This is a genomic window from Asaia platycodi JCM 25414 (genome assembly GCF_000614545.1).
GTDB lineage: Bacteria > Pseudomonadota > Alphaproteobacteria > Acetobacterales > Acetobacteraceae > Asaia > Asaia platycodi.
On the sequence record NZ_BAKW01000004.1, the window covers coordinates 203,543 to 226,342 of the forward strand.

At 59.4% G+C, this 22,800-nt stretch carries 16 protein-coding genes, 1 tRNA gene and 4 pseudogenes; 11 read left to right on the plus strand and 10 right to left on the minus strand.

Annotated elements, in window-relative coordinates; translation table 11 throughout:
• Positions 1-180 precede the first annotated feature (180 nt).
• From JCM25414_RS24595 to JCM25414_RS22875, 5 genes and pseudogenes are all read left to right on the plus strand, one after another.
• Positions 181-2,349, plus strand: coding sequence for a PAS domain-containing protein (locus JCM25414_RS24595; RefSeq protein WP_242403369.1), 2,169 nt, complete (start codon positions 181-183; stop codon positions 2,347-2,349).
• Positions 2,350-2,415: 66 nt separating this feature from the next.
• On the plus strand, positions 2,416-3,246 hold the full coding sequence (locus JCM25414_RS24600; RefSeq protein ID WP_242403370.1) for a response regulator: 831 nt from the start codon (positions 2,416-2,418) through the stop codon (positions 3,244-3,246).
• Between the two features lie 135 nt (positions 3,247-3,381).
• Positions 3,382-4,207, plus strand: a pseudogene (locus tag JCM25414_RS17470) (TerB family tellurite resistance protein).
• A gap of 120 nt (positions 4,208-4,327) precedes the next feature.
• Positions 4,328-5,176 carry a sulfite exporter TauE/SafE family protein gene (locus tag JCM25414_RS17475; protein ID WP_051535702.1) on the plus strand — a complete coding sequence of 283 codons (849 nt, stop codon included), beginning with the start codon at positions 4,328-4,330 and terminating at the stop codon, positions 5,174-5,176.
• Positions 5,121-5,345: a hypothetical protein gene (locus JCM25414_RS22875; RefSeq protein WP_148300957.1), complete on the plus strand. Its 225-nt coding sequence runs from the start codon at positions 5,121-5,123 to the stop codon at positions 5,343-5,345. Before JCM25414_RS17475 ends, JCM25414_RS22875 begins: the two co-directional genes overlap by 56 nt.
• 38 nt (positions 5,346-5,383) lie before the next feature.
• Here JCM25414_RS22875 and JCM25414_RS05485 read toward each other — a convergent pair whose 3' ends face one another.
• Positions 5,384-6,535, minus strand: coding sequence for an aldose epimerase family protein (locus JCM25414_RS05485; protein WP_051535703.1), 1,152 nt, complete (start codon positions 6,533-6,535; stop codon positions 5,384-5,386).
• Positions 6,536-6,895: 360 nt separating this feature from the next.
• Here JCM25414_RS05485 and JCM25414_RS05490 point away from each other — a divergent pair, with 360 nt between their 5' ends.
• Positions 6,896-7,741, plus strand: coding sequence for an MlaA family lipoprotein (locus JCM25414_RS05490; RefSeq protein WP_081775806.1), 846 nt, complete (start codon positions 6,896-6,898; stop codon positions 7,739-7,741).
• Between the two features lie 12 nt (positions 7,742-7,753).
• Complete coding sequence (locus JCM25414_RS05495) at positions 7,754-8,371, plus strand: MlaC/ttg2D family ABC transporter substrate-binding protein (RefSeq protein ID WP_025840981.1); 618 nt, start codon at positions 7,754-7,756, stop codon at positions 8,369-8,371.
• Between the two features lie 531 nt (positions 8,372-8,902).
• On the opposite strand, the gene JCM25414_RS05500 is transcribed toward JCM25414_RS05495, so the two are convergent.
• From JCM25414_RS05500 to JCM25414_RS05510, 3 genes and pseudogenes are all read right to left on the minus strand, one after another.
• Positions 8,903-9,427: a GNAT family N-acetyltransferase gene (locus tag JCM25414_RS05500; RefSeq protein ID WP_025840982.1), complete on the minus strand. Its 525-nt coding sequence runs from the start codon at positions 9,425-9,427 to the stop codon at positions 8,903-8,905.
• A 36-nt stretch (positions 9,428-9,463) separates the two neighbouring features.
• Positions 9,464-11,172: pseudogene (gene ettA, locus JCM25414_RS17480) on the minus strand (energy-dependent translational throttle protein EttA).
• A 79-nt stretch (positions 11,173-11,251) separates the two neighbouring features.
• Positions 11,252-11,325 (minus strand) — tRNA-Ile (locus tag JCM25414_RS05510).
• A gap of 176 nt (positions 11,326-11,501) precedes the next feature.
• Between JCM25414_RS05510 and JCM25414_RS05515 the strand changes: the two genes are divergently transcribed.
• The 4 genes and pseudogenes from JCM25414_RS05515 to JCM25414_RS17485 all read left to right on the plus strand — a co-directional run bounded on the left by JCM25414_RS05515 (position 11,502) and on the right by JCM25414_RS17485 (position 14,158).
• Positions 11,502-11,813, plus strand: coding sequence for a SelT/SelW/SelH family protein (locus JCM25414_RS05515; RefSeq protein ID WP_051535711.1), 312 nt, complete (start codon positions 11,502-11,504; stop codon positions 11,811-11,813).
• A gap of 145 nt (positions 11,814-11,958) precedes the next feature.
• Positions 11,959-12,479, plus strand: a pseudogene (gene ppa, locus JCM25414_RS05520) (inorganic diphosphatase).
• A gap of 210 nt (positions 12,480-12,689) precedes the next feature.
• Positions 12,690-13,169 carry a hypothetical protein gene (locus tag JCM25414_RS24605; RefSeq protein ID WP_242403384.1) on the plus strand — a complete coding sequence of 160 codons (480 nt, stop codon included), beginning with the start codon at positions 12,690-12,692 and terminating at the stop codon, positions 13,167-13,169.
• Positions 13,067-14,158, plus strand: coding sequence for a carbohydrate porin (locus tag JCM25414_RS17485; RefSeq protein WP_242403383.1), 1,092 nt, complete (start codon positions 13,067-13,069; stop codon positions 14,156-14,158). The genes JCM25414_RS24605 and JCM25414_RS17485 overlap by 103 nt, the downstream gene beginning before the upstream one ends.
• 87 nt (positions 14,159-14,245) lie before the next feature.
• On the opposite strand, the pseudogene JCM25414_RS17490 reads toward JCM25414_RS17485, so the two are convergent.
• From JCM25414_RS17490 to JCM25414_RS05550, 6 genes and pseudogenes are all read right to left on the minus strand, one after another.
• Positions 14,246-15,446, minus strand: a pseudogene (locus tag JCM25414_RS17490) (glycosyltransferase).
• Positions 15,447-15,606: 160 nt separating this feature from the next.
• Complete coding sequence (locus JCM25414_RS24610) at positions 15,607-16,026, minus strand: hypothetical protein (RefSeq protein ID WP_242403371.1); 420 nt, start codon at positions 16,024-16,026, stop codon at positions 15,607-15,609.
• Positions 16,027-16,653: 627 nt separating this feature from the next.
• A complete protein-coding gene (locus JCM25414_RS05540) occupies positions 16,654-19,563 on the minus strand; it encodes a glycosyltransferase (RefSeq protein ID WP_025840985.1) in 2,910 nt (969 codons plus the stop codon).
• Complete coding sequence (locus tag JCM25414_RS17500) at positions 19,556-21,058, minus strand: SEL1-like repeat protein (RefSeq protein WP_242403372.1); 1,503 nt, start codon at positions 21,056-21,058, stop codon at positions 19,556-19,558. Before JCM25414_RS17500 ends, JCM25414_RS05540 begins: the two co-directional genes overlap by 8 nt.
• A complete protein-coding gene (locus tag JCM25414_RS24615) occupies positions 21,055-21,312 on the minus strand; it encodes a hypothetical protein (RefSeq protein ID WP_242403373.1) in 258 nt (85 codons plus the stop codon). Before JCM25414_RS24615 ends, JCM25414_RS17500 begins: the two co-directional genes overlap by 4 nt.
• Positions 21,313-21,343: 31 nt before the next feature.
• Positions 21,344-22,798 carry an HlyD family type I secretion periplasmic adaptor subunit gene (locus JCM25414_RS05550; RefSeq protein ID WP_025840986.1) on the minus strand — a complete coding sequence of 485 codons (1,455 nt, stop codon included), beginning with the start codon at positions 22,796-22,798 and terminating at the stop codon, positions 21,344-21,346.
• Positions 22,799-22,800 lie beyond the last annotated feature (2 nt).

The following is a 22,800-nucleotide window of genomic DNA, read 5'->3' on the forward strand; positions in this document are numbered from 1 at the left end:
GCACCGATGCCGTCGCATCGGGTACCGCGACCACGCGCTCATCCTCATTGTTTCTGCGCCATGTCAACGAACAGCCTCTCACATGATCGCGAGCAAGCCTCTAGCCAATGATGATCGTTCTCGATATTTAACGACATCATCATAAGGCTCACATTTGTGACGCAAGGGCTTCATCGATCCATGACGTCTCGCCCGACCTGCACCGCCAGTTTCCCTGACAGCCTCAAGGCCTTTATCGAGGCAGAGCTTGTACGCGGGCATTATGCCAGTGAAAGCGCCCTGCTGGAGGCCGGACTTACCTTGCTACAGGAAAGAACCCTTGCCACGGCCAGGCGCGACGGCCTCGCCTTTCCCCTTGCGGGCGGCGCGTGCGGGGCGTTGATACGAGCGCTCGACTGGGCACAGAACAGGGTCGGCCCGGCACGGAACTGGTCTGACGCGCATCGTGCGACGATTACCAACATCGTCAATTCCCCGGTCGCCAAGCTGCTGCTCTGGGGGCCGGAGCTGACGCTGTTCTATAACGATGCCTTCAGTCTGATTGCGGGCGACCGTCACCCCGGCACGCTCGGTTCCAGGCTGGAAGAAGCGTTTCCGGAATTCAGCGACTGGCGCGAAGCAGTTCTGGCATGCGGGATGCGGGGAGAGACATCGTCTTTCACCAATCGGGCGATCAGACTGGTACGCAGGGATCATGTCGAGACACTGATCCTCGATTGCTATTTCACCCCTGTCTATGAAACGGGCGATACGCCCGGTGGCGTGCTCTGCACCATCGTCAACAACACCGAGCGCGCCCATGCCGAAGCGCGGCTGGCCGCCAGCGAGGCCGAGTTGCGTCGTGTCACCAATGCGACGCCCATGCTCGTTTCGTATGTCGACCGGGCGCATGTCTATCGCTTTGCCAATGCGGCGTATGAAGCGTGGCTGGGTCTGCCTCTGAAGCGTATCGTCAATCGCCCGGTGATCGAAGTACTGGGCGCGCGCGTCTATGAGGACCGACGCCCCGATCTGGAGCGCGCGCTCTCGGGAGAATCGATCACGGCAGAGACCCTCCTGCCACAAAATGACGGCACAGAGCGTCACACCGAGTTTCGCTACGTGCCGCATATCGACAACGATGGCCTGGTGCATGGCGTGCATATTCTCGGCATCGATATCGAAGACCGGACGCGGCGTATCGCTGAGGTTGCAGCGAGCGACCTGCGCTTTCGCACAGCCATGCAAGCCGTTCATGGCGTGCTCTGGACCAATAGCGCCGATGGCCGCATGACTGGCGAGCAGCCCGGCTGGGCGGCACTGACGGGTCAGAGCTATGAGGCCTATCAGGGCTTCGGCTGGGCCAATGCCGTTCATCCCGACGACGCAGCGGCGACCGTAGTCGCGTGGAATGCCTCGGTCATGGCGCGCAGCATGTTCGTACATGAGCACCGCGTCCTGAGCCGAGACGGCGTCTGGCGCAATTTTGCCATTCGTGCCCTGCCGATCCTGAATGAGAAGAACATCATCACAGAATGGGTCGGGGTGCATACCGACATCACCCATCAACGCGCTGCCGAGGCCACGCTGCGCGAGCGTGCCGACGATCTGGCCCGTCAGGTGCGCCATCGCCAGCGCGCCGAAGAACAGCTTCGCAAGCTCAATGAGACGCTCGAAAACCGCGTAATCGAAGAGATTACCGAGCGACGTGCTGCCGAAACGCGTCTGGCCCAGGCGCAGAAAATGGAGTCGATCGGCAAGCTGACCGGCGGCGTCGCGCATGATTTCAACAATCTGCTTCAGGTCATCAGCGGCAATCTGCAATTGCTGGGCAAGAACGTGGCAGGCAATGCTCGCGCCGAGCGTCATGTTGCCAGCGCCATGGGTGGCGTACAGCGCGGCTCGCGTCTGGCCAGCCAGTTGCTGGCTTTCGGGCGCCGCCAGGCCCTCGAACCCAAGATCGTCAATGTGACCCGCTTTGTGCGCGGCATGGATGACATGCTGCGCCGCGCCATAGGCGAAGGCATCGAGATCGAGACCGTTGTCTCGGCCGGTCTGTGGAACACCTTCATCGATCCGGCACAGATCGAGAACGCGCTTCTCAATCTCGCCATCAATGCGCGTGACGCGATGGATGGCCACGGCAAGCTCACGATCGAGCTGGGCAATGCCCAGCTCGACGACTCCTATGTGCGCCAGCATGATGACGTGAAAGCCGGTCAGTATGTGCTGCTCGCGGTCTCGGATACCGGCACGGGGATGACGCCGGACATTCTGTCGAAAGTGTTCGAACCTTTTTTCTCGACCAAGGCCGAGGGCAAGGGGTCGGCTCGGGCTGTCGATGGTCTATGGCTTCGTCAAACAGTCTAACGGCCATATCAACATCTATTCGGAACCCGGTGAGGTACGACGATCAAACTCTACCTGCCTCGCGCCATGGACGCCGAGGATGTGGAGATCGATCTGCACATGACCCCCGTCACAGGTGGTACCGAGACGGTGCTCGTAGTGGAAGACGACGACGAAGTGCGCGCTACCGTGGTCGAGATGCTGTCAGATCTCGGCTATCAGGTGCTCAAGGCCACGGATGCCGCCAATGCGCTGGTCGTGATCGAGAGCGGCATGCCCATCGACATCCTGTTTACAGACGTGGTGATGCCCGGCACGCTCAAAAGCCCCGAACTGGCCCGCCGCGCGAAGGAGCGCCTGCCCGATATCGCGGTGCTGTTCACCTCCGGCTATACCGAGAACTCCATCGTTCATGGCGGCAGGCTTGATGCTGGAGTGGAGTTGCTTTCCAAACCCTACACGCGCGACGCTCTGGCCCGGAAATTTCGCCATGTGCTGTCCAATCGCAAGCAGCGCCAGCAATCCGCTGCGTCTTCCGCGCCATCACCTCGCGTGCCCGCCCCCTCCCCCTCGGTCGAGAGCGTCTCGCCTGCGACAGTTCCATCACGCTCGCTCTGCCTGACCATCCTTCTGGTCGAGGATGACCGCCTGATCCGTCAGGCCACCTCGGAAATGCTCAAGGAATCGGGTTATCTGACGATCGAAGCCGCAGATTACGACGAGGCTCTGATCGTGCTTCAGACCATGCCGGTCGATGTGCTGCTGACCGACGTGAACCTGCCCGGCCTCTCGGGCAAGGATCTGGCGGGACAGGCGCGCAGCCTGAAACCCGATGTCGGGGTGGTTTTCGCCACAGGTGACAGCCATTCGGTTCAGGCGATCCCTCCGTCACGATTCTGCCCAAACCCTACGACCTGACCCAGCTGAGCGCAGCCATTGCGCGAAGCCTGCCGCGTCTTGCTTCTGAGGCTGAAAATATCGAAGCCTCACTGATGCCCCCCGGCAAGCCAGCGACCGTTTGAACTCCTGCCGCGCCTCATGCTACCGATAGGCATGGCATTCTGGGGCAAGATGTTCGGCGGTGTAGCCGGTTTCGCTGTAGGCGGACCGATGGGCGCCTCATGGGGGCGGCACTCGGTCACGCGGCGGATCGTGGATCGCTGCTCGAAACGCCAGCCGGTGGCTGGCATGAACACTGGCGCACCAAGGGTCAGCCCGACCCGAATGGGGCGGCCTTCATGGCGGCGGCCAAGATGTCGACCCTGCTCGGCAAGACCGACCAGCTTTACGCTATCGGTCTGGTGGCCTTTGTGCCAAGATGGCCAAGATCGACGGCCCCGTGAACAAGGCCGAAATCTCGACTTTCAAATCCCTTTTCCAGTTTCCGGCCGATAACAGCCGTGAAGTCGGCATGTTGTTCGACCGCGCACGCGACCGCACGGATGATTTCGAGATGTATGCGCGCGAACTCGGCAAGGGCTTTGCCAAAGATCGCGCCCCGCTCGAAAACCTGCTGATGGCGCTGTTCGTCATTGCGCGCGCCGATCTGCCAGCGGGTGCTGCGCTGCATCCTGCTGAAACAGCCTTCCTCAAAAAGGTTCACGCAGCCTTCGGCCTGCCACCCGGTGCCTGGGACCGCGCGGAAACGGGACGCTCCGGCTCTGCCAGCAACGAAAACGACGCCTATGTCGAGCTCGGCCTCGCCCGCTCGGCGAGCGATCTGGAAGTGCGCACGCGCTGGCGTGTATTGATCAGGGAGCACCATCCTGATGTGCTGGGGCAGAAAAATCTCAGCCCCGAAGCCATGGCCAAGGCCGCCGATCGCGTGGCGCGAATCAACGCCGCCTGGGACCGGATCAAGCGCGATCGCAAGCTCTGAGCCCTCTTACAGACTGACATGATTTGATATCTATCTGAGAATAATTCTCAGATAGTGTCAGCACCCAACGCCTCCCCCTTCTCTGCCCCCTGCGGGCGGTCGAAACGGAATGCACCGGTCATGCTGGTTTTTGTGTTGCTCTTCTGCCTGTCCTGCGCCGCTTTCACCATTTCCTCTGTCGCGGGCGGCGGCGCTGGTCTGGTCATCATGCCGGTTCTGGGCATGATTCTTGCCACCGCGAAAATACCAGCGGCGCTTTCCATCGGCACGATGTGCAGCACGGTGGGCAGGATTGCGACCTTCCGGCGCGCCATAGACTGGCGTGTGGTGCTGTATTTCCTGCCAGCCGCCCTGCCTGCTGCGGCCTTGGGCGTCTACTGCCTGCGGCTCATGCCCCCGGTCTATCTCGAATTGCTGCTCGGCCTGTTTCTGAGCGGCAACGTGGTGCTGCTGCTTCGCCCGGCAGCGCCGATTGCCCTTGATGAGGGGGCCTGGAAGCGCCTGCCAGCTATCGGCTTCGCTGCCGGATTCATTTCCGGTTTTACCGGGGCGACTGGGCTGCTGTTCAATCGCTTCTATCAAAAGCTCGGCCTGCATAAAGAAGCCATTATTGCAACACGCGCAGCCAATGAGGTTCTGCTTCACGCGCTCAAACTGGTGCTCTACGCACAATTCGGACTGTTCGACCGCTCTGTACTGATTGCCGGACTTTGTGTGGGAGGTTCAGCCATAGCCGCGCTCAAGGTCACAAAGCTTGTTCTGCCTCTCCTGAGCCACGCCCAGTTTTGCCGCCTTGGCCATGCCGCATCGGCTCGCCGGGGTTTTCATGCTCGTCACAGCTGCCGGGCAGATCGTGCAGAAAGATGCCATGTCGCTGCATCTCGGGCGGTTCCATGGAGAAACGGAACTTGCCATGACCTGGCGCAGCCATCGTCTGGCACTGGAAATAGAGCGGCCGCTGGAACTTGAAGTAAAGCACCGCTTCGCTGCTTCTATCGACCCGAATACAGGGCTGGCCAGCGAGCACCTGACTGTGCTGCATCTGGCGGCCGATCGGGGTGTTTTTGTCACGCATCGGGTATTCGGGCCGGACCATGACCAGAAGCGTAACTACTGGCGCCGACACCAGAATGCGTGACACCCAGCCCGCCCTCGAAGAGGCGGGCTGGAGAAAGCTCAGCGCGCGCCGAGCTTGAAGATGGTGGTGTAGTCGAATTTCTGACCCGGGCGGAGTTCCGTCGTCGGGAAAGAAGGATGATTGGGGCTATCGGGATAATGCTCGGCCTCAATGGCCAGAGCATCGGTCTGGCGATAGGCACGATGCGAGATGCCGACATATTTCCCGGTCAGGGAATTCGACGTGTAGACCTGAGCCCCAGGCTGATTGGTCGACACATCCAGCGTACGGCCTGAAGCCGGATCGTAGACCGAGACGGCGGGGCGCGGTGCCTTCCCATAGGCGCCGTCGACAACCCAGTTATGGTCGTAGCCACGCGCATAGACCATCTGAGCAAAATCGCTGCGCAGACGATCGCCAATGCGCGTCGGCTTGCGGAAATCGAGCGGCGTGCCTTCGACAGGTGCCAGCTCACCCGTCGGAATCGACGTCGAATCGGTCGGTGTATAGCGCTCGGCGCTGACCTGAAGAATTTCGTTCTCGATCGAGCCCGAGCCTTCGCCATTGAGATTCCAATAGCTGTGATTGGTCAGATTGAGCACGGTCGGCGCATCGGTCGTGGCCTGATAATGCAGGCTGAGCGCATTGTTCTCATCGAGCGTATAGGTGATGTCGGTGGTCAATGTGCCGGGGAAACCCTGATCGCCATTCGGGCTGACCAGACGCAGCGTGACCGAAGCCCCCTTGGCGGTCTTCTTGGTGTCGACCAGCGTCCAGACATGCTTGTCGAAACCGACCTTGCCCCCATGCAGCGCGTTAGGCGGATCGGTAAGATCGGTATGATAGCTCTTGCCATTGATCGTGAAGGTGCCGTGCGCCAGACGATTGGCATAACGCCCGATCATCGCACCGAAAAACAGCCCCCCTTCTGCCGAATCCTTCGTATAGCCGTCGAGCGTACCAAAGCCGAGAACCAGATCCTGTACATGCCCGGCGCGATCTGGCGCCTCGACGGACTGGATGATGCCGCCATAGGTGATGACCCGCACGGTCATGGCATGGTCGTTGGTAAGAGTGATGATTTTCACGTCCTGCCCGGCAGGGGTCTTGCCCCAGGGCTGAACCGTTACAGCGGGCGCTGCCTGCGCCGCACCATCAACCATACCGGCAAGCGCCGCCAGACAAACGGCGCTCTTCACAATTGCTCTCATGGACCAGGTGCTTCCATCTGTTGATTTGACGCCACACTGGTCAGGGAAATGATCTGTGTCAAACTACTTAAAATCCATCTCCGCCAACCGCAGCCACCCTCAAACGCTATGCTGCCAGCATCAGTTTTTATCTACAGTCTGGCGTCTGGCGGACATCATGCTAGAAAACCACAATGCTGCGTCTCCCGAGAGACAGCGCCGATCTCTTCTCCCGACGCGGGGAAGATGTCATGCTGCGTCTCTGGTTACGCTTTAAAGTTAACGAGAACGGGGCTGTTCTGCAGCCTGCAACAAAATGATCGTGGGCTTGAGCGCGAATTCTGGTGCAGCCAAGCGCGCTGACACGACTTGGGGACTGCGATGACCGCACCGCTAGGTGATTCCGATAACCGGCCTGAAACCGGATCTGCCGTCGAGAGCCGGACGCAACGGCGTGGGCAGCGCAAGGGTAGCCGTCTTTTCGTCGGACTGACCGCTCTGCTTTCCCTCAGCGCCTGCGCCAGCTGGCGTAATCCGCCGCCGAAAGACCCCGAGGCGCTCGCGGATTACAAGGAAGCGAACGATCCCTACGAGCCGGTCAACCGCAAGATGTATAATGTCCAGATGTGGGCCTATCATCATGCACTGCGTCCGGTCGGCAAAGCCTGGGCCTGGGCCGTTCCCAAGCCGATCCGTAACTCGATCGATAACCTGAACCAGACTTGGTATATGCCAACCGTCTTCTTCAGCGATGTCGGCGCTGGCAAGCCGCGTCGTGCAGGCGACGATTTCATGCGCTATGTCATCAACATGACCATTGGCGCGGCCGGATTCATCGATGTCGCGACGTCGCTCGGCTACCCGCATCATGACAGCGATCCGGGCCTGACGCTCGCCACCTGGGGCGTCCCCAGCGGCCCGTACATGTTCCTGCCTGGCCTTGGCCCGAACACGCTGCGTGACGCAGGTGGCTACGCGATCGCCCAGGGCCTGTCGCCGATCAACTACGTGCCGCGTGGCTATGGGCTTCTGACCTTCAACTGGGCGTATAACATCGCTGGCGTTCTGGGTGGTTTCTCCTCCCATATTGACGAGATCGATCAGGTCGAGCAGGATTCGCTCGATCCCTATGCGTTCATCCGCAGCGCCTGGCAGCAGAATCGACAGAGCCAGGTCGATGCCATACGTAACGACCACCGGGCGACCGTGCCGGACTGGTACAATTGAGGACCTCCCGACATGCTCAAAACCTGCCTTTCCCTCTCCCGCCGTGCCGCCCTCGGTCTCATGACCACGGCTCTCGTTTCTGTTGCCGCATTGAGCACTCCTGCTCATGCTGAAGACGCCCAGGGCTTCGTCACCGCTTTCGGTGGCAAGCTGATCGGCATCATCAACAGCGACAAATCCCTGACCGAGAAGCGTCAGGAAGTGCTGCCGCTGCTTCAGGACAATGTCGACATCGCGACGATCGGCAAATTCTGCCTCGGCCGTTACTGGCGCTCGGCGACGCCTGAGCAGCAGGCGGAATACCTGAAGCTGTTCCACCAGGTTCTGGTCAACGCGGTTACCGACAAGATCGGTGATTACAAGGGCGTCAGCTTTCGCGTGACCGGCGCCACCAACACGCCGAATGGCGAGCTCGTCAGCGCACAGATCATGCGCCCCGGCCAGCCCACGGCGGATATGGGACTGCTGATCGCCAAGGATGGCGGCATGAAAATTGTCGACATGATTGGCGAAGGCACGAGCCTGCGCCTGACCCAGCGTCAGGATTACAGCTCTTATCTCGCCCGCAATGGCGGCAATGTCGCTACGCTGATCAGCGCGCTGGAGCGTCAGCTCTCGCATCGTCACTGACGATACCGCCTTCCTTCCCGGCACAGTTCCACGGCCGGAAGGAAGGCTTTTTTCCAAGAATTACTTTTTTATCTTCAGGACGAGGCTTTCAGCCTGTTCAGGAGCCGACGCTCAACGACAGAGGCCAGAGGCATCTGATCGTTCCCGTCCCTGTCGCCCTCACGCGACGAGCTTCCGATCCCCCTCGCCAGTCACGGTCCGCATCCAAGGCGGCTTTGCACCCCTCCAGCCGGACAGGATCGGCAAATGTTTAAGACGTTACCGTCCTGCTCTGTCGACCCGATACACCGAAACATCGTCCACTCAGCCTGAGACGCCACAGGCCTACCCGCATGGTTGATGCTGATGGTGTTTTTGCATCTACCCCTACACGCGCAGCTCGGGTCACGCTGCGCCCAACCGGATGAGAGGAACACGAAACGATCCACCTCCATCATGGCGCTGGCAACAGCCAAAGATAACCTGCCCGGATCTGAGCCTGCACAAGACGGGGCCCGCGAGCTGACCGATCCGGTGCAGCTCGGTGCAGTCTCATCTCTTGACGGAGTCGGGAGTTCGATCCTGCCGGATCTCATAGACGAGCATCAGATAGCCATCGCGTTCGAAGCTCTCGACATGATGCATGCCGATACTGCCCAGAACGATACGTGAAGGCATATTGTCCTCACGGGTTACCCCCACCACGCGCTCGATACCGGCATCGAGCGCGAAGCGCAGGGCTGCACCAGCTGCCTCGCGGGCGATACCACGCCCGGCCGCCTCAGGCACAAGCGCGAAGCGCAAGCCCAGCCCGCGCCCATCGGGCCGCTCGTGCAGGCCGGTAATCCCGACAAAACGATCATTTTCGCGGATCGTGAAAATGCCGATGCTTCGCTTTGCCCAGAAAGACAGATCATCGGCCATTTCGTCTTCGACCTGCCGGAGTGAGCGCACACCCCCCAGCATACGCCCGAAAGAAGCGCCGTTGGTCTTGAGACGGATCATGTCCTGCATGTCGCGCCACGTCACAGGCTGCAGAACGAGGCGCTGGGTGCGGATCTGACGGCCCAGCGTCACGATCCGGTTTCCGACATGACATCGACAGGAGAGATGTCAGAGAAACGCCACTCCGACATCCTCATCCCTTAGCGCGCGATGACGATACTTGATGCGGCTCGGCTCGGTTGAATCCGGGCCAAGGCGACGACGCTTGTCTTCTTCATAATCCTGGAAGTTACCCTCGAACCATTCGACGTGGCTATCGCCTTCAAAAGCGAGGATATGCGTGGCCAGACGATCGAGGAACCAGCGATCATGCGAGATGACCACGGCGCAACCAGCGAATTCGGCCAGAGCATCTTCAAGGGCGCGCAGCGTATCGACGTCGAGATCGTTGGTCGGTTCGTCGAGCAGAATGACATTGCTGTCTTTCTTGAGCATCTTGGCCAGATGCACGCGGTTGCGCTCACCACCGGAAAGCACGCCGACGCGCTTCTGCTGGTCAGACCCCTTGAAGTTGAACGCCCCGACATAGGCGCGCGACGGTACGGAACGTTTGCCGAGATGGATGACATCCGTACCGCCCGAGATTTCTTCCCAGACCGTCTTGCTGTCATCGAGCGAGTCGCGCGACTGATCGACATAACCGAGCTTGACTGTCTCGCCGACCTTTAGGGCGCCACCATCAGGCGCGTCCTGGCCGGTGATCATCTTGAACAGGGTGGATTTACCGGCGCCGTTCGGCCCGATCACGCCCACGATGCCACCCGGCGGCAGCTTGAAGTTCAGGCCATCGATCAACAGGCGATCACCGAAGCCCTTCGAAAGGTTCTCGGCCTCGATCACCGTGCCGCCCAGACGGGGGCCGGGGGTGATGACGATATCGGCCGTGCCACCGGCACGCTCCTGACTGGCGGCCAGCATTTCCTCGTACTTGGTGATACGGGCCTTGCTCTTGGCCTGACGGGCCTTGGGCGAGGCGCTGATCCAGTCCTGCTCGGCAGCAAGGGCGCGCTGGCGCGAGCTCTCTTCCTTTTCTTCCTGCGCAAGGCGCTTGCGCTTCTGTGTCAGCCAGGAGGAGTAGTTGCCTTCGAACGGATAGCCACGGCCACGCTCGATTTCGAGAATCCAGTTGGTGACGTTGTCGAGGAAGTAACGATCATGGGTAATGACCATGACAGTGCCTGATAGTCGCGCAGGGTCTTTTCGAGCCAGGCCACACTCTCGGCATCGAGATGGTTGGTCGGTTCGTCAAGCAGCAGCAGATCGGGCTTTTCGAGCAACAGACGGCACAGCGCCACGCGACGACGCTCGCCACCCGAGAGCATGGTGACAGGACTGTCGGCAGGCGGGCAGCGCAGGGCTTCGAGCGCGATCTCGAGCTTGCGGTCCAGCTCCCAGCCGTCGCCAGCGTCGATCTTTTCCTGCAATTCGGCCTGTTCGGCCAGAAGCGCAGTCATCTCGTCATCTGTCATCGGCTCTGCGAAAGCCATCGAGATCTCGTTGAAACGATCGACAGCACGCTTGAGATCGCCGAAGCCGAGCGCCACGTTCTCACCGACGGTCAGTGTCTCTTCAAGCTTCGGCTCCTGCTCCAGATAACCGATGCGTGCGCCTTCGGCGCCCCAGGCCTCGCCGCCATATTCCTTTTCAATACCGGCCATGATCTTGAGAAGGGTCGATTTACCGGCGCCGTTGACACCGAGCACACCGATCTTGACGCCGGGAAGGAAGGAGAGAGTGATGCCCTTGAAGACTTCGCGCCCCCCGGGATAGGCCTTCGTCAGGTCCTTCATGACATAGACATACTGGTAGGCGGCCATGACGGATCTCCTGATGAAATGGTCGGTCGGAAAAGACGAGAACGCGGCTCGAATGCGCTCCATGATGGAGCGGAACCCCTGCGCCCGGCAGGACTCGAACCCGCAACCAAGCCGTTATGAGCGGCCTGCTCTAACCAATTGAGCTACAGGCGCACAGGTAAGGCTGGAAATCGCGCAATTCAGGGTTTTTTGCAAGACGACGCAGCAAAGAAATCCGTGTGCGGCTCAATTTAGCGATGATAGGAGGACGCGATACGCACTTATCTGCTGCGCATAACCCCTGCCAGAGAAAAAGTGACGCGTATGTCATGAACGAAGGAGCAGAACCCATGAGCCCAGCTATCGCGCCTTCCGCTCCCAACCCTGCCCCGCACCCGCGCGTTGCCATACGCTATTGCACGCAATGCAACTGGATGCTGCGATCGGCCTGGATTGCGCAGGAACTCCTGTCGAGCTTTGGCACCGATCTTGGCGAAATAGCGCTCATCCCCGACACAGGCGGACATTTCAGCATCACCGTCAACGATGTTCTGATATGGGAGCGCAAACGCGATGGGGGTTTTCCGGGGCCAAAAGATATCAAACAGCGCCTGCGTGACATCATCGCGCCCGAACGCGATCTTGGTCATGTCGATCGTTAGGGGGACGTTCGGAAAGAACAGCCCGCACCTAGCACCGTGACAATTATCACAACATGACCGGTACATAACGTTACGGCATCTGGGCAGGACAGAAATGAACGGCTAAGATCGCGCCATAATTTCAACCCCACCAGGAAATGAAGTGATGGACGTCACCAAGATCTCCCCCGGCAAGTCCGTTCCCGATGACATCAATGTCGTGATCGAAATTCCGCAGGGTTCTTCTGTCAAATACGAAGTCGACAAGGAAAGCGGCGCGGTATTCGTTGATCGTTTTCTGTTCACGCCGATGAATTACCCGGCGGCTTACGGCTTTATCCCGAACACGCTGGCTGCCGATGGCGATCCGGCCGACGCTCTCGTTCTGGCCCCCGGCCCGATCGTTCCGGGGGCCGTCATTCGCGCCCGTCCGATCGGGATGCTGAAAATGGAAGATGAGAGCGGCCAGGATGAAAAGATCATCTGCGTGCCTCACGACAAGATCCATACGCAATATACCGACGTCAAGACGATCAACGACCTGCCGGAAATCACGCTGAAGGCGATCGGTCATTTCTTCGAGCGTTACAAGGATCTTGAGCCCAACAAATGGGTGAAAGTCTCGGGCTGGGCAGGCCCCGAAGAAGCGAAGAAGCCATCCTCGCTTCTCTTGAGGCCGCCAAGTAAAGCAGCCAAGCTGTAATAAACAGTGACCGGAAAGACACAGCGTCTCTCCGGTTTCTTCCCTCACAGGGCTGTGAGTGGAATTCGGCACTTGGTCCCGTTGCCAAATATAAATCTTATGTAATAAAAGGGTCATGTTGGGATAAGGAATGAACCCTGCTCTCATCGTGCAACGGAACTTTGCGTTTTCCATACGACTGGCGGACTGCCCTCATGTCTCTTCCCCGTATCTCATTCAAGGCGCTGGGTGTGGTCACCACAGCTCTCGCCACGTTCTCCGCCATCCCGGTAGCCCAGGCGCAGTCGCCTTTGGCTGGTGGCGCCCCGAACGGCACCGGGCTTGCGCCTTCCGTGCGTGTTTCGAGCCCGATCGGCACGTATAACCTGCAGAATTCCTCAGTTCCGCCTTTGCCTCACCCCGAAGCAATCTTCGACGACCCATGGGGCTGGAACACCTGGCTGCGTCAGCACGGCGTCGCGATTCTGCTCGATACGACGAACGAATTTGCCGGTGCGATCACGAGCCGACCAAAGGTCTGGGCCTGCGTCAGGGAAGCAGCAATGCCGGACAGTACGGCTTCGAAAACGACATCGACTGGGAAAAGCTCGCCGGTATCCGTGGCTTCTCGACCCATGCTGTTATTGTCGGTCGTTACGGCATCCCTGCCAGCCGCATGTTCGGTGACAATCTGAACCCCAGCCAGGAAATCTATGGCGGTGGTGGCAATGTGGTTGTCCATCTCGTCTACATCTATGGCGAAGAGACCCTGTTCAACGGCCATCTCGACATCGCAGCCGGTCGTATCCCGCTGCTAACCGATTTCTCGTCGAACCCGCTATACTGCAACTTCATGAACAACGCTTTCTGCGGCAATCCGAAAGCGTCATCCGATAATACCAGCCATTCGTCCTATCCGGACTCGAACTGGGCGGCCCGTGTGCGTGTTCGTCCTTCGCAGTACACCTATATCCAGGCCGGTGTTTACTTCAACACGATGGGCATCTACGGCGTCCAGCAGATGCGTACCGGCTTCAAGTGGAATGGTGCCGACATCAACGGAGAGGCTGCACCAGTCGAGTTTGGTTGGGAACCGATCTTTGGTAAAGACAAGCTTCCCGGTCACTACAAGCTGGGTGGCATTGTCGACACGGCCCCGCATCCTGACGTGCTCTACGACCGCAACGATAATTACTGGGCTGTGACGGGCCAGGCCCGCAAAGTGCATAACAACTCGTGGTCGGCTTATGCTCTCGCCGATCAGATGATCATGCGCCATAAAGGCAATGGTCCCGATGCAGGCATCACCCTGCTTGGCGTCTTCTACAATAACTCACCCGTCACCCAGACCCGTGAGCGTCAGTACTCCCTCGGTGTTCTCGACCGTGGCTTCTGGAAGTCCCGCCCGCTCGATGCCTGGGGTGTGAATTTCAGCTATTTCCAGGTCTCGAAGAAGGTCAAGACAGCGCAGGAGATCCAGCAGAGCCTGGGTTATCAGACCCTGCTCAACGGTGCCTTCTTCCCGCAGACCAACGGGATGGTGATCGAAGCCATGTATCAGATCCATGTCTGGCGCGGCGTCACCTTCGCTCCTGACTTCCAGTATTTCATCCGTCCCGGCGCACAGCCTGGCCTGAAGGATGCTGCAACACTGGGCTTCAAATCCCATATCGAAATCTTCTGATCTGCTCCCTGCCCCGGCATGCCGGGGCAGAAATGCCGATTTTACCTGCGTGCCCTGATGGCTTCCCTCACTTGATGATGGAAGCGATCAGGCGTCGTAGTTTGCGAGATAGCCATCAAGCGACAGTTCGGCTTCGGCAAAATGGCGTGCTTCACGCCTGAGCCTGCCAGCAAGGCTGCAATCTTCGAGAATTTCGAGAATGGAGTCAGCAATACGAACCGGCTCCAGGAACGGTGCCAGCAAGCCGTTGCACCGATCGGTAATGAATTCCTCAACCGATGCCGTTTGGCTGCCTACAATCGCACATCCCGTAGCCATGGCCTCACGCAGGGACCAGGACGCAACAAACGGATAGGTCAGGTAGACATGCGCATCCGAGCGCTTGAGCGCCGTTCGAAACACCTCATAATCGACTTTTCCCATGAAATGGACGCGATCGAGATCAAGCTTCGACGCCACCTCATTGAGGAAAACATTGCGCCAGCTCCCTGCCTCAACCGGAGGCGGCGCTCCATAGCTTGTGCCATCGCCGCCGATCAGCACCACACGGGCATCGGGACGTTCAGCCAGAATCCGGGGCAACGCACGCATGAAGCTGTGAAAGCCGCGATAGGCTCCAGATTGCGCGCCACGAAAGTGATCAGCTTGTCCTGCGGACGGATGATATGCGGCCCGATAGCGACATCACGTTCGAAAATTGCAGGCTCCGGTGCACAGAGATCCAGATTGACGCCTTCACGCAGAAGACTGATGCGGTTTTGCGCCAGTCGGGGTAGGTACTTTTCTGGAAGAGCGTCGGCGTCTGGCCATACTGATTGAGGTTCAGCGCCAGCAGATTGATTCCGTTTTTAACGCGGACATTGGGAAAGAGGTCCGGTCGCGGCGGGAATTCCGGGTCGAAATCGACGTCATTACGGTCGGTATGATAGAAAAACTCGAAATAACCGAGAATAGGCGTTGTCGGATAAACATCGACAATATTCAGCAACTCACCCCATCCGTGATGCCCGATAATGATGTCAGGTATGTAGCCTAGCCCCTTGAGCGTCCGGGCTGCGCGTGCGACCGCTTCGGCCCTGCTCAACCCCATCTCCAGTTCGCGCAAGGAAGGATGGGTATGGGGTGAAACTGCCCGTTCCTGGCGATAGAGAACCCGCCTTACACCGGGCAGCGCCCCCTCATTCGCCTCCGAAATGAAGACGATCTCATGCTCGCCCTGCTCATGCAGATGCCGGACCAGATGGAGAAACTGGCCGGGAAAATTCTGATGCACGAACAGGAAACGCAAGGGAGATCAGCTTTCAGATGGTCGAAGCACCGAGAAACAGGTGTCTCAGTGCCCAAATCTTGCGTCCGGTTCCGGGATTTGCCAAATCGGCCCCGGAAGCGCTGTCGAACGCGCGGTTATGCTGCCGACGACGAAGCATCGGCAGCAACGTAATTGCCTCTCAGGCTTCTGAAGATTTCCGACGGGAAGGAGCTTTCTTGGCGGCCTTGCTCGCGGCGGCGCTGCCTGCCTCGGTAGCGGCAATACGCGGGAGGATCTCGAGGCGGAATGCCTCAAGCGGTGCCAGGGATTCGGCCTCTAACGTCTCGCCACCGGAAACCGGACCAAGACGCGTGCCATCGGTAAAGGTAGCGTGCACAACCAGTTCGAATTTTTCTTCCGCGCCGTTCTTGAGACGGATGCAAAGGCCGAGAATTGGCAGGGCCATACCGCGCGAGCCGCAATACTGACCGGCCTCAGCCCATGGAGAGAGCCACCCCTTGCCCAGCACAGCCTGATATTCGATATCTTCAGGGGCAACGAGGCTCTGCGGGGCAATGCCGAAACCCTCGATCCAGTTCTGACTGTCGGGTTCACCCATCCATTCGCCGATTGACGCCAAGACGTCGCCGCGGCGCTGAACATGAGCGGCCACTTCCGGCTTGAAATCGGGATGAACTGCCTGAGCAGGTGCTGCGCCTGCGCGGGGGCCACAGCACCTTGCGCCGCCGCAGGAGCGACAGGCTCACCGGAAAGACGAGCGACCTGAATGCCCGGCGCAGGCAGGGTGCTATCGGGCGCCTGATAGGTCGTGACGAGGATTTGGGCAGGACCGCGCGACACACGTACCAGAGCAGCCCCTGCGCCTGCGCCATGACTGGCGCTGATCACACCGTCGTCATCGATCGTGGTGATTGACACGATGCCGGCGGGCATGTTCGGCGCCTGCGTTACGGTTACGGCGGGGTAGCCATTGACGCATTGCGACGCATATTCGGCGGGCAGAAAAACACAGTACAATCCCGCGTCAAATGTCATCAGAGACCCATGGACCTTGAGCTGAACTACCTGATCCTGCCCGGGAGAACTCGTCGAGTTAGACATCTATACTTACCCATCACTCAATTGAACTTGTAGAAAAGATGCAGGTAGACCGAAGCTGGTCACATCTCGTTAAGAAATTTCGCAAGCTATATCATCTGGTATGGAACTCTTAAAGTCGTATCCTTCAATGTGATAAGTGTAGCAAGAAATTACTCAATAATGACACTGGCATACCGAGTGGCACCACTGCACCCCTCCCGGTTTTCTGGATACGTTCGGACTGCGCGCCCAGATCAAAACTGACGGCTTTCAGTCCGGCACTCCACAAATTGGAAAGAGCAAAACACCAGGTCTCCGGCCAGACAGAAGGAATAAGACCAAGATCGCAGTCAAAGGAGTTGATGACCCGCATGGCTTCGTCTTCTCTATACTCGCCAGAAACCATCGCATGGCCGGTCGCTATAAGCCGTTCATCATCAATCGTATAACCCGCAATGACATAGTCGAGCGGCAGACTGCGCCGCGCTGCGTCTTCAGCCAGTTGCAGCACGATATCGAAGCCTTTTTCCTTGCCGATCGCGCCGGGCACACAGATTCGGCGGCGCCGGTCATCCCGCAGTCGGGCTGGCTTGATCGGGGGGTAGTCAGTCTCTTCAAGCGACTGAATGGCCACCTCAAGGCCAGGAAAATGGCGTCGCATGCGACGCTGAAGGTCATGCGACCCGGCAATAACCGTATGCGCCTCATGCAACACCTTGCCCGAACGGGCCACGAGCTCCGATACCGAAAGATCGCCGTCAATCAACGAGCCTTGCTGCGCGACACAGCTTTCGCATCCGGCAATCGAGGGTTCACCGCAATAGTGCTGGTTAGGACCGACCAGACAGATGCGCGGGCAGAACCAGATATAGTCGTGTAACACGACATCCCATTTCAGCTCGAGCGCCGCCGCCAGGTCTTCCATACCCGGGGCATGCCCTAGTAGATGATGCCATTCGATGCGCGCCGCTTTCATACGTCGCAGGATCGTGACGAAATCGAGCCACTCATGCGGCAAACCGAAAACCAGATTCGTTACATCCCCACCACAATCCTCGATGCGACAGCCCGTCTGGTGCGGGCGAAGAACAAGAACCTGAGCGCCGGACTTTTCCGCTTCCGCACGTCGCTGCTGCACTACACGTTCGACGCCGCCACCGGAATCGTGGGTCACAATGATCAGGCACGAACTCGCTGTCTTACGGCGAGCGATCATACGCACAAGACCGACATTGCGTCGCACAAGGGCGAGCGGATCAGCCTTGATGAATGCAGCGACATCTCGATCGTAGCCAGGATGAAGCAGATTGAGCATGTGAAGATTACGCTCAAGCAGCAGGCTTCGGGTGCGCCCAAACGAGACCGAACCCACGTGGCGTACGAAGAGATCGGTAGCGGCCACATGGCGCCAGCCCAGCGCGGTCGCCCGGCAACAAAAATCGTTTTCTTCGCCATAGCCCTGGGCGAAGATTTCTGTGTTGAGCAGGCCAACCTGGCGCAGGCAGTCGCCTCGTATCGCCATGCAGAAACCGTTTCCCGTTGGCAGATCAATCAATCCCGTAGGGGGAAGGGAGGCGAAGATCCGATCTGTCGCCCGACCGGTTGCCGAATCAGGTGTCGGGTTGGGTCTGCTGACCGAAGGATAGGAAAGGATGGTGGCATCGTTCGAAAATGGTGTAGCGGTCCCGATTTTCTCATCACGGTCGAGCCAGGCGCGCAGACGACTGACTCCGTTTCGAGGCAGGAGTGCATCGCTATTGAGCAGAATGACGTCCCGACCTCTTGCGTGTTTGAGCCCTGCATTCGCACTCGCCGTGAAGCCACGATTTTTGTCATGCCGAATGAGCGTGATCGACCCATTCTGCGCCATCATGTCGAGATAAGCTGTCAAGGCAGTCTCGGGCGACGCGTCATCGACAACCAGACATTCCAGGTCACCGTGGTCATCCAGAAGAACAGCCTCGATACAGGCTTTGGTCAGAAGCGCATCCCGATAGGCCGGAATAACGATCAGGCATCCTGGTAGACGCGACGCGGTCTGCGGTTTCGCGAGCGACTTCTTCCGTCCCGGGCGCGCAGGAATACGCCCTTGATCGAGCAGATCCATGACCACAGGGCCGATCGGACTCCCGGTGAGGGGGGTGCCGTAGCGATCGGCAAGCGCGATCTCCACTCTCGGCAACTCAGAAAGCGGAATATCGAAATGCCGCGGTCGGGCGAGAGGCTTTTCGAGCCGCGCCTCATGCTCGATCTGTGTGGCAATCAGGTCGAACCGTTTATCACCGGCGTCAATGGAAACATGCGGGGTGAAATCGGGATCTGCCGGATACCAGAGCCAGCCTTCGAGCCGATGGTTGCGTATGGTGGCGAAGCCCTGGACCGTTCTGATCGCCTCCAGTAAAATCGGCGACCCGTAGAGCGCTTCATCACCCATCGTGACCGTCAGGCTCCGGGCAGTTTTCCAGCTTTCTGGCAGGACATGAGGAAGCTGCACATCCTCTGCAACGACCTGACCGTCCAGCTCGATCCTGACGGGTCCCGGCGCCTCCCCCTGCACGATCCCTTCATTACTGGTGGCACACCAGCCGGGACGTCCCGATCTTGCCGTAAAGAACAGGATCCAGGGCCGGACCTCGTGGGCTGGCGCATAATGCCCGAGCATTTTCCCGAAAACTTTTACCGCTTCTTCAAGCCGGTCCATATGAGACAAGGCAATAGCCCGGCCCACATGTGCCTTGCGCATGATGAAACGCTCAGTGATCCACGTCAGGGCTTCATGAGCATGACCCCAGCGCTCGGCAGAGAGAAGGGCCATGCCATAGGCAAACATTACATTGGGGTCGTGACGCGCCATGCGCGCCGCGCGCCCAAGCCAATAGAGCGCCAGAACCTGATCACCGACCTGAACGGCATCCGTGCCACGGCGATAAGCCTCTTGCGCTCTGGCATCGTGCCATCTCTGCCACTCAGCACGGTCTTTTGCCGTGACGACATGGCCATAGCCGGATTCGACCGGGGGTGGCCGTCTCGCCTGTGGCCGCGGTCGTTCAGACACGCCCAGTCAGACGTCGTTCGAGTTTCGCGAGTTCTGCGTCCGCATCGGAAACCCCTTGCGCCTGGGCGCGCTCCAGCCAGATCCGGGCTTCCACAGGATTGACCTCACCTGCCAGGCCTCGCTTCAGATAGCGACCGAGCATCAACTGCCCCAGAGCATGACCGCGTTCTGCAGCCGAACGGAAGCAGCGCTGCGCCTCGTGCCGGTCAACTGCAACGTCATGGCCGCCCCCCAGCATTGCACCGGCAGCGAACATGGCTTCGATACTCCCGAGAGCAGCGGCATCGCGATACAAAACGAGCGCACCGGCGTGATCCTTCCCTCCGGGCGCCCGACCGGAAACCAGAATCTGCGCGAGCAGGATCATGGCCTCAGTCATGCGCGCGCCGGCAGCCTTGCCAAGCCAGTCCATTGCGAGGCCGATATCCTCTTTCAGGCCACGCCCCTCCAGATACATCCGTCCAAGCCAGTACTGCGCATTCACAACGCCATCCGCAGCACGCTGCATCCAGTAAGCCGCCCTTGCCTCGTCGCGCTCAGTGCCGACCCCTTCGGCGTAACAGACGCCGACATTGAACGCGCCTACCAGATCACCGTTTTCGGCGGCCTGAAGGAATCGCTTCTGCATGGCCTGCCGGCCCTCTTCGGACCCGACGCCGGTCAGCGCCAGATTACCAAGATCGGCGTCGGCGACGCGGTCGCCGCATTCTGCCGAGACGCGAAACCATTTGGCGGCTTCATCGGGGTCCCGGTGCACGCCGGTGCCGGTCAGATAAAGCAGACCAAGCCCTCTTGCCGCTGGGCCGTGGCCCAGCTCTGCCGCCACCTGATACCACATGGCGGCTTCGAGATAATTCGGGGCCATCTCCTCGCCCCGGACATGAAGATCACCAAGAAGGGCAGCCGCCTCGGCGTCTTTTCCCAAAGCTGCTCGACGAAGCCAGGTCTCCGCCCTGTCGAGACGGCGCGCGACGCCCTTGCCCTGAAGCAGATAGAGCGCAAACCGAGTCTGGGCCTGGACGATGCCGCGCTCGGCCGCTTTTTCGAAATAACGGGCGGCAGCGGCAAAATCCTGCGCCTGGCCAATCCCCTGCTCGTTGATCCAGCCAAGAAAGTAGTATGCCGTCGCGAGACCAGCATCGGCTGCAAGTACCAGCTGGGCTGTACCGCGCTCAAGATCTTCTGCTGATTGCGGATCGGTGTGGAGCGCCATGCCAAGACCAAGATGACCTTGAGCGGAATTGGCGGCAGCCGCTTTTTCGTACCAGTCGCGTGCCTGAGCAAGATCGCGCAGCTCGTCTGGCCCATTGGTCAGGACGTAGCCGAGCAGAGCCTGGGCGTCAGGCTGTCCCGCCTCAGCTGCGAGACGACTCCAATGAGCGGATTTCACAAGATCGGGAACACGCGGCCGCTCCTTGCCATCACGCAGGATGGCAGGGCGATTTTCGTCGAAGTCCTCTGGGAAACCAACGAGATAGAGCGTGGCAAGAGTCACTCTCGCCTGAACATGGCCAGCTTCTGCCGCCTTGCGTATCCAGCGCGTTCCGTCCTCGAGGCTTGGCGGCGTCCCCCAACCTCGAGATAGGCCTTGCCTGTGCGGTACTGAGCCTCAACATTGCCTTGCTGAGCCAGCTGACCCAGGGCCGTGAAGCCCTGAACCAGGTTTTCGCCGGACTCGATCTGGTCAATCGCCTGTTTGAGTCTGGCATCACGCGAGACTATCGATGCCAGACGTGTCTTCAGAGCCAACCCACTCTCCTTTTCGGCAAAACCGCCACGCTCAAGACGGCTCGCGCATCCCGTTGGTTGCTGCGGGAATGAACTTGCTGAAGAAATACTGCATCATCGTGCGCTTGCCGACCTGGATATCCGCCGTGACGGGCATACCCGGCGTCGGATGGAAAAAGCTTGGCACGCCATGAAGCGTGTAGCGGTCGATGCGGAGTCTCACGCGGTAAAAGCCGCTCTGTGACGGATCGTCATCGCCTGAAGGAGGCTGACCCGAAGCTGCACTCTTCATATCGCCCGGGGTAAAGGAATCGGCGCTGATCAGACGCACCGTGCCTTCTGCTCCCCCATATTGCGTATAGGGAAAGGTCGAGAATTTCAGCAGGGCATGATCGCCCAGCTTTACAAAACCGGCATCGTTACCACGCAGCACCGCTTCCATTTCCAGAGCAGCGCCGGTCGGAACGATCGCCATCAGCATCTGTGCCGGAGAGATGATCGAGCCTACCGACAGCTTGGCAATATTGAGTACCACACCGTCATCGGGTGCCTTGAGCAGTACAAGCTTGTTGCGTAACGCAGCCTTGTCGTATTCGCCCACCGATTCATCGACGTGATGCTGCACTTCGGTCAGCTGCGTGTAGACCTGCGCCTTCCAGTTCTGGACATAGGCGTCACGCTCAGCCTGAGTTGCAGCGAGTTTCGCCCGCGTCGAGGCCGCAGTCTGCTGTGCCTCGATCTGGGCACGCTCGGCATCCATCAACTCGCTCTGCGCCCCGAGGGTCGAGAGCTTGCTGCCAACCTGATCGGCCTGAAGACGGCGGCGCATCTGCAAAACCTCATTGGCCACGCGGCCACGGCTTTGATGCATCGCCGCGCTCGCCAGCGCACCGGTAATCTGACTCTGTAGCGCCGCAATTTCTTGGTCGAACTGGGCAATCTTGGCAGTGTATTCAGCCTTGCGACGCTCATAAGCGGCTGCTTCGCGGACCGAATAACTATCGCTCAGATCTGGGGTATAAGGCTTGCCATCAGCCTCGGCATGCAGGCGCGCCAGCGTCGCCTGATAGGAATCGCGCTGCGCCTTCAGATTGACGATATCGGCCTTTGAGAGCGTCGGGTCGAGATGGGCCAGAACCTGACCTTTCTTGACATACTGCCCGAGCTCGACGTCGATCGACCGGATGATCGACATTTCGAGCGGCTGGATGATCAGATCACGATCGACAGCCACCAGCCTGCCCGGCGTACTGACCACCTTGTTGAGCGGAAAGACGGAAGCCGCCGTCAGCCCGGCCAGAAACATTGCCCCGACGATCCAGATAATGTAGCGCGCCGATGCCGTGGGCGGCATGTTGACCATCGCGGCACTGGGCGAGTGGAACTCGAGCAGGGCGAGCGGCATGCCCTGCTGGGCAAACGGGTCATCTGCCGGACGAGGCACGTGAGGCTGGATTTCACGGCCTTCGTCTTTCCCGCTCTCGGGAACAATATCCTTATTGCTCACGG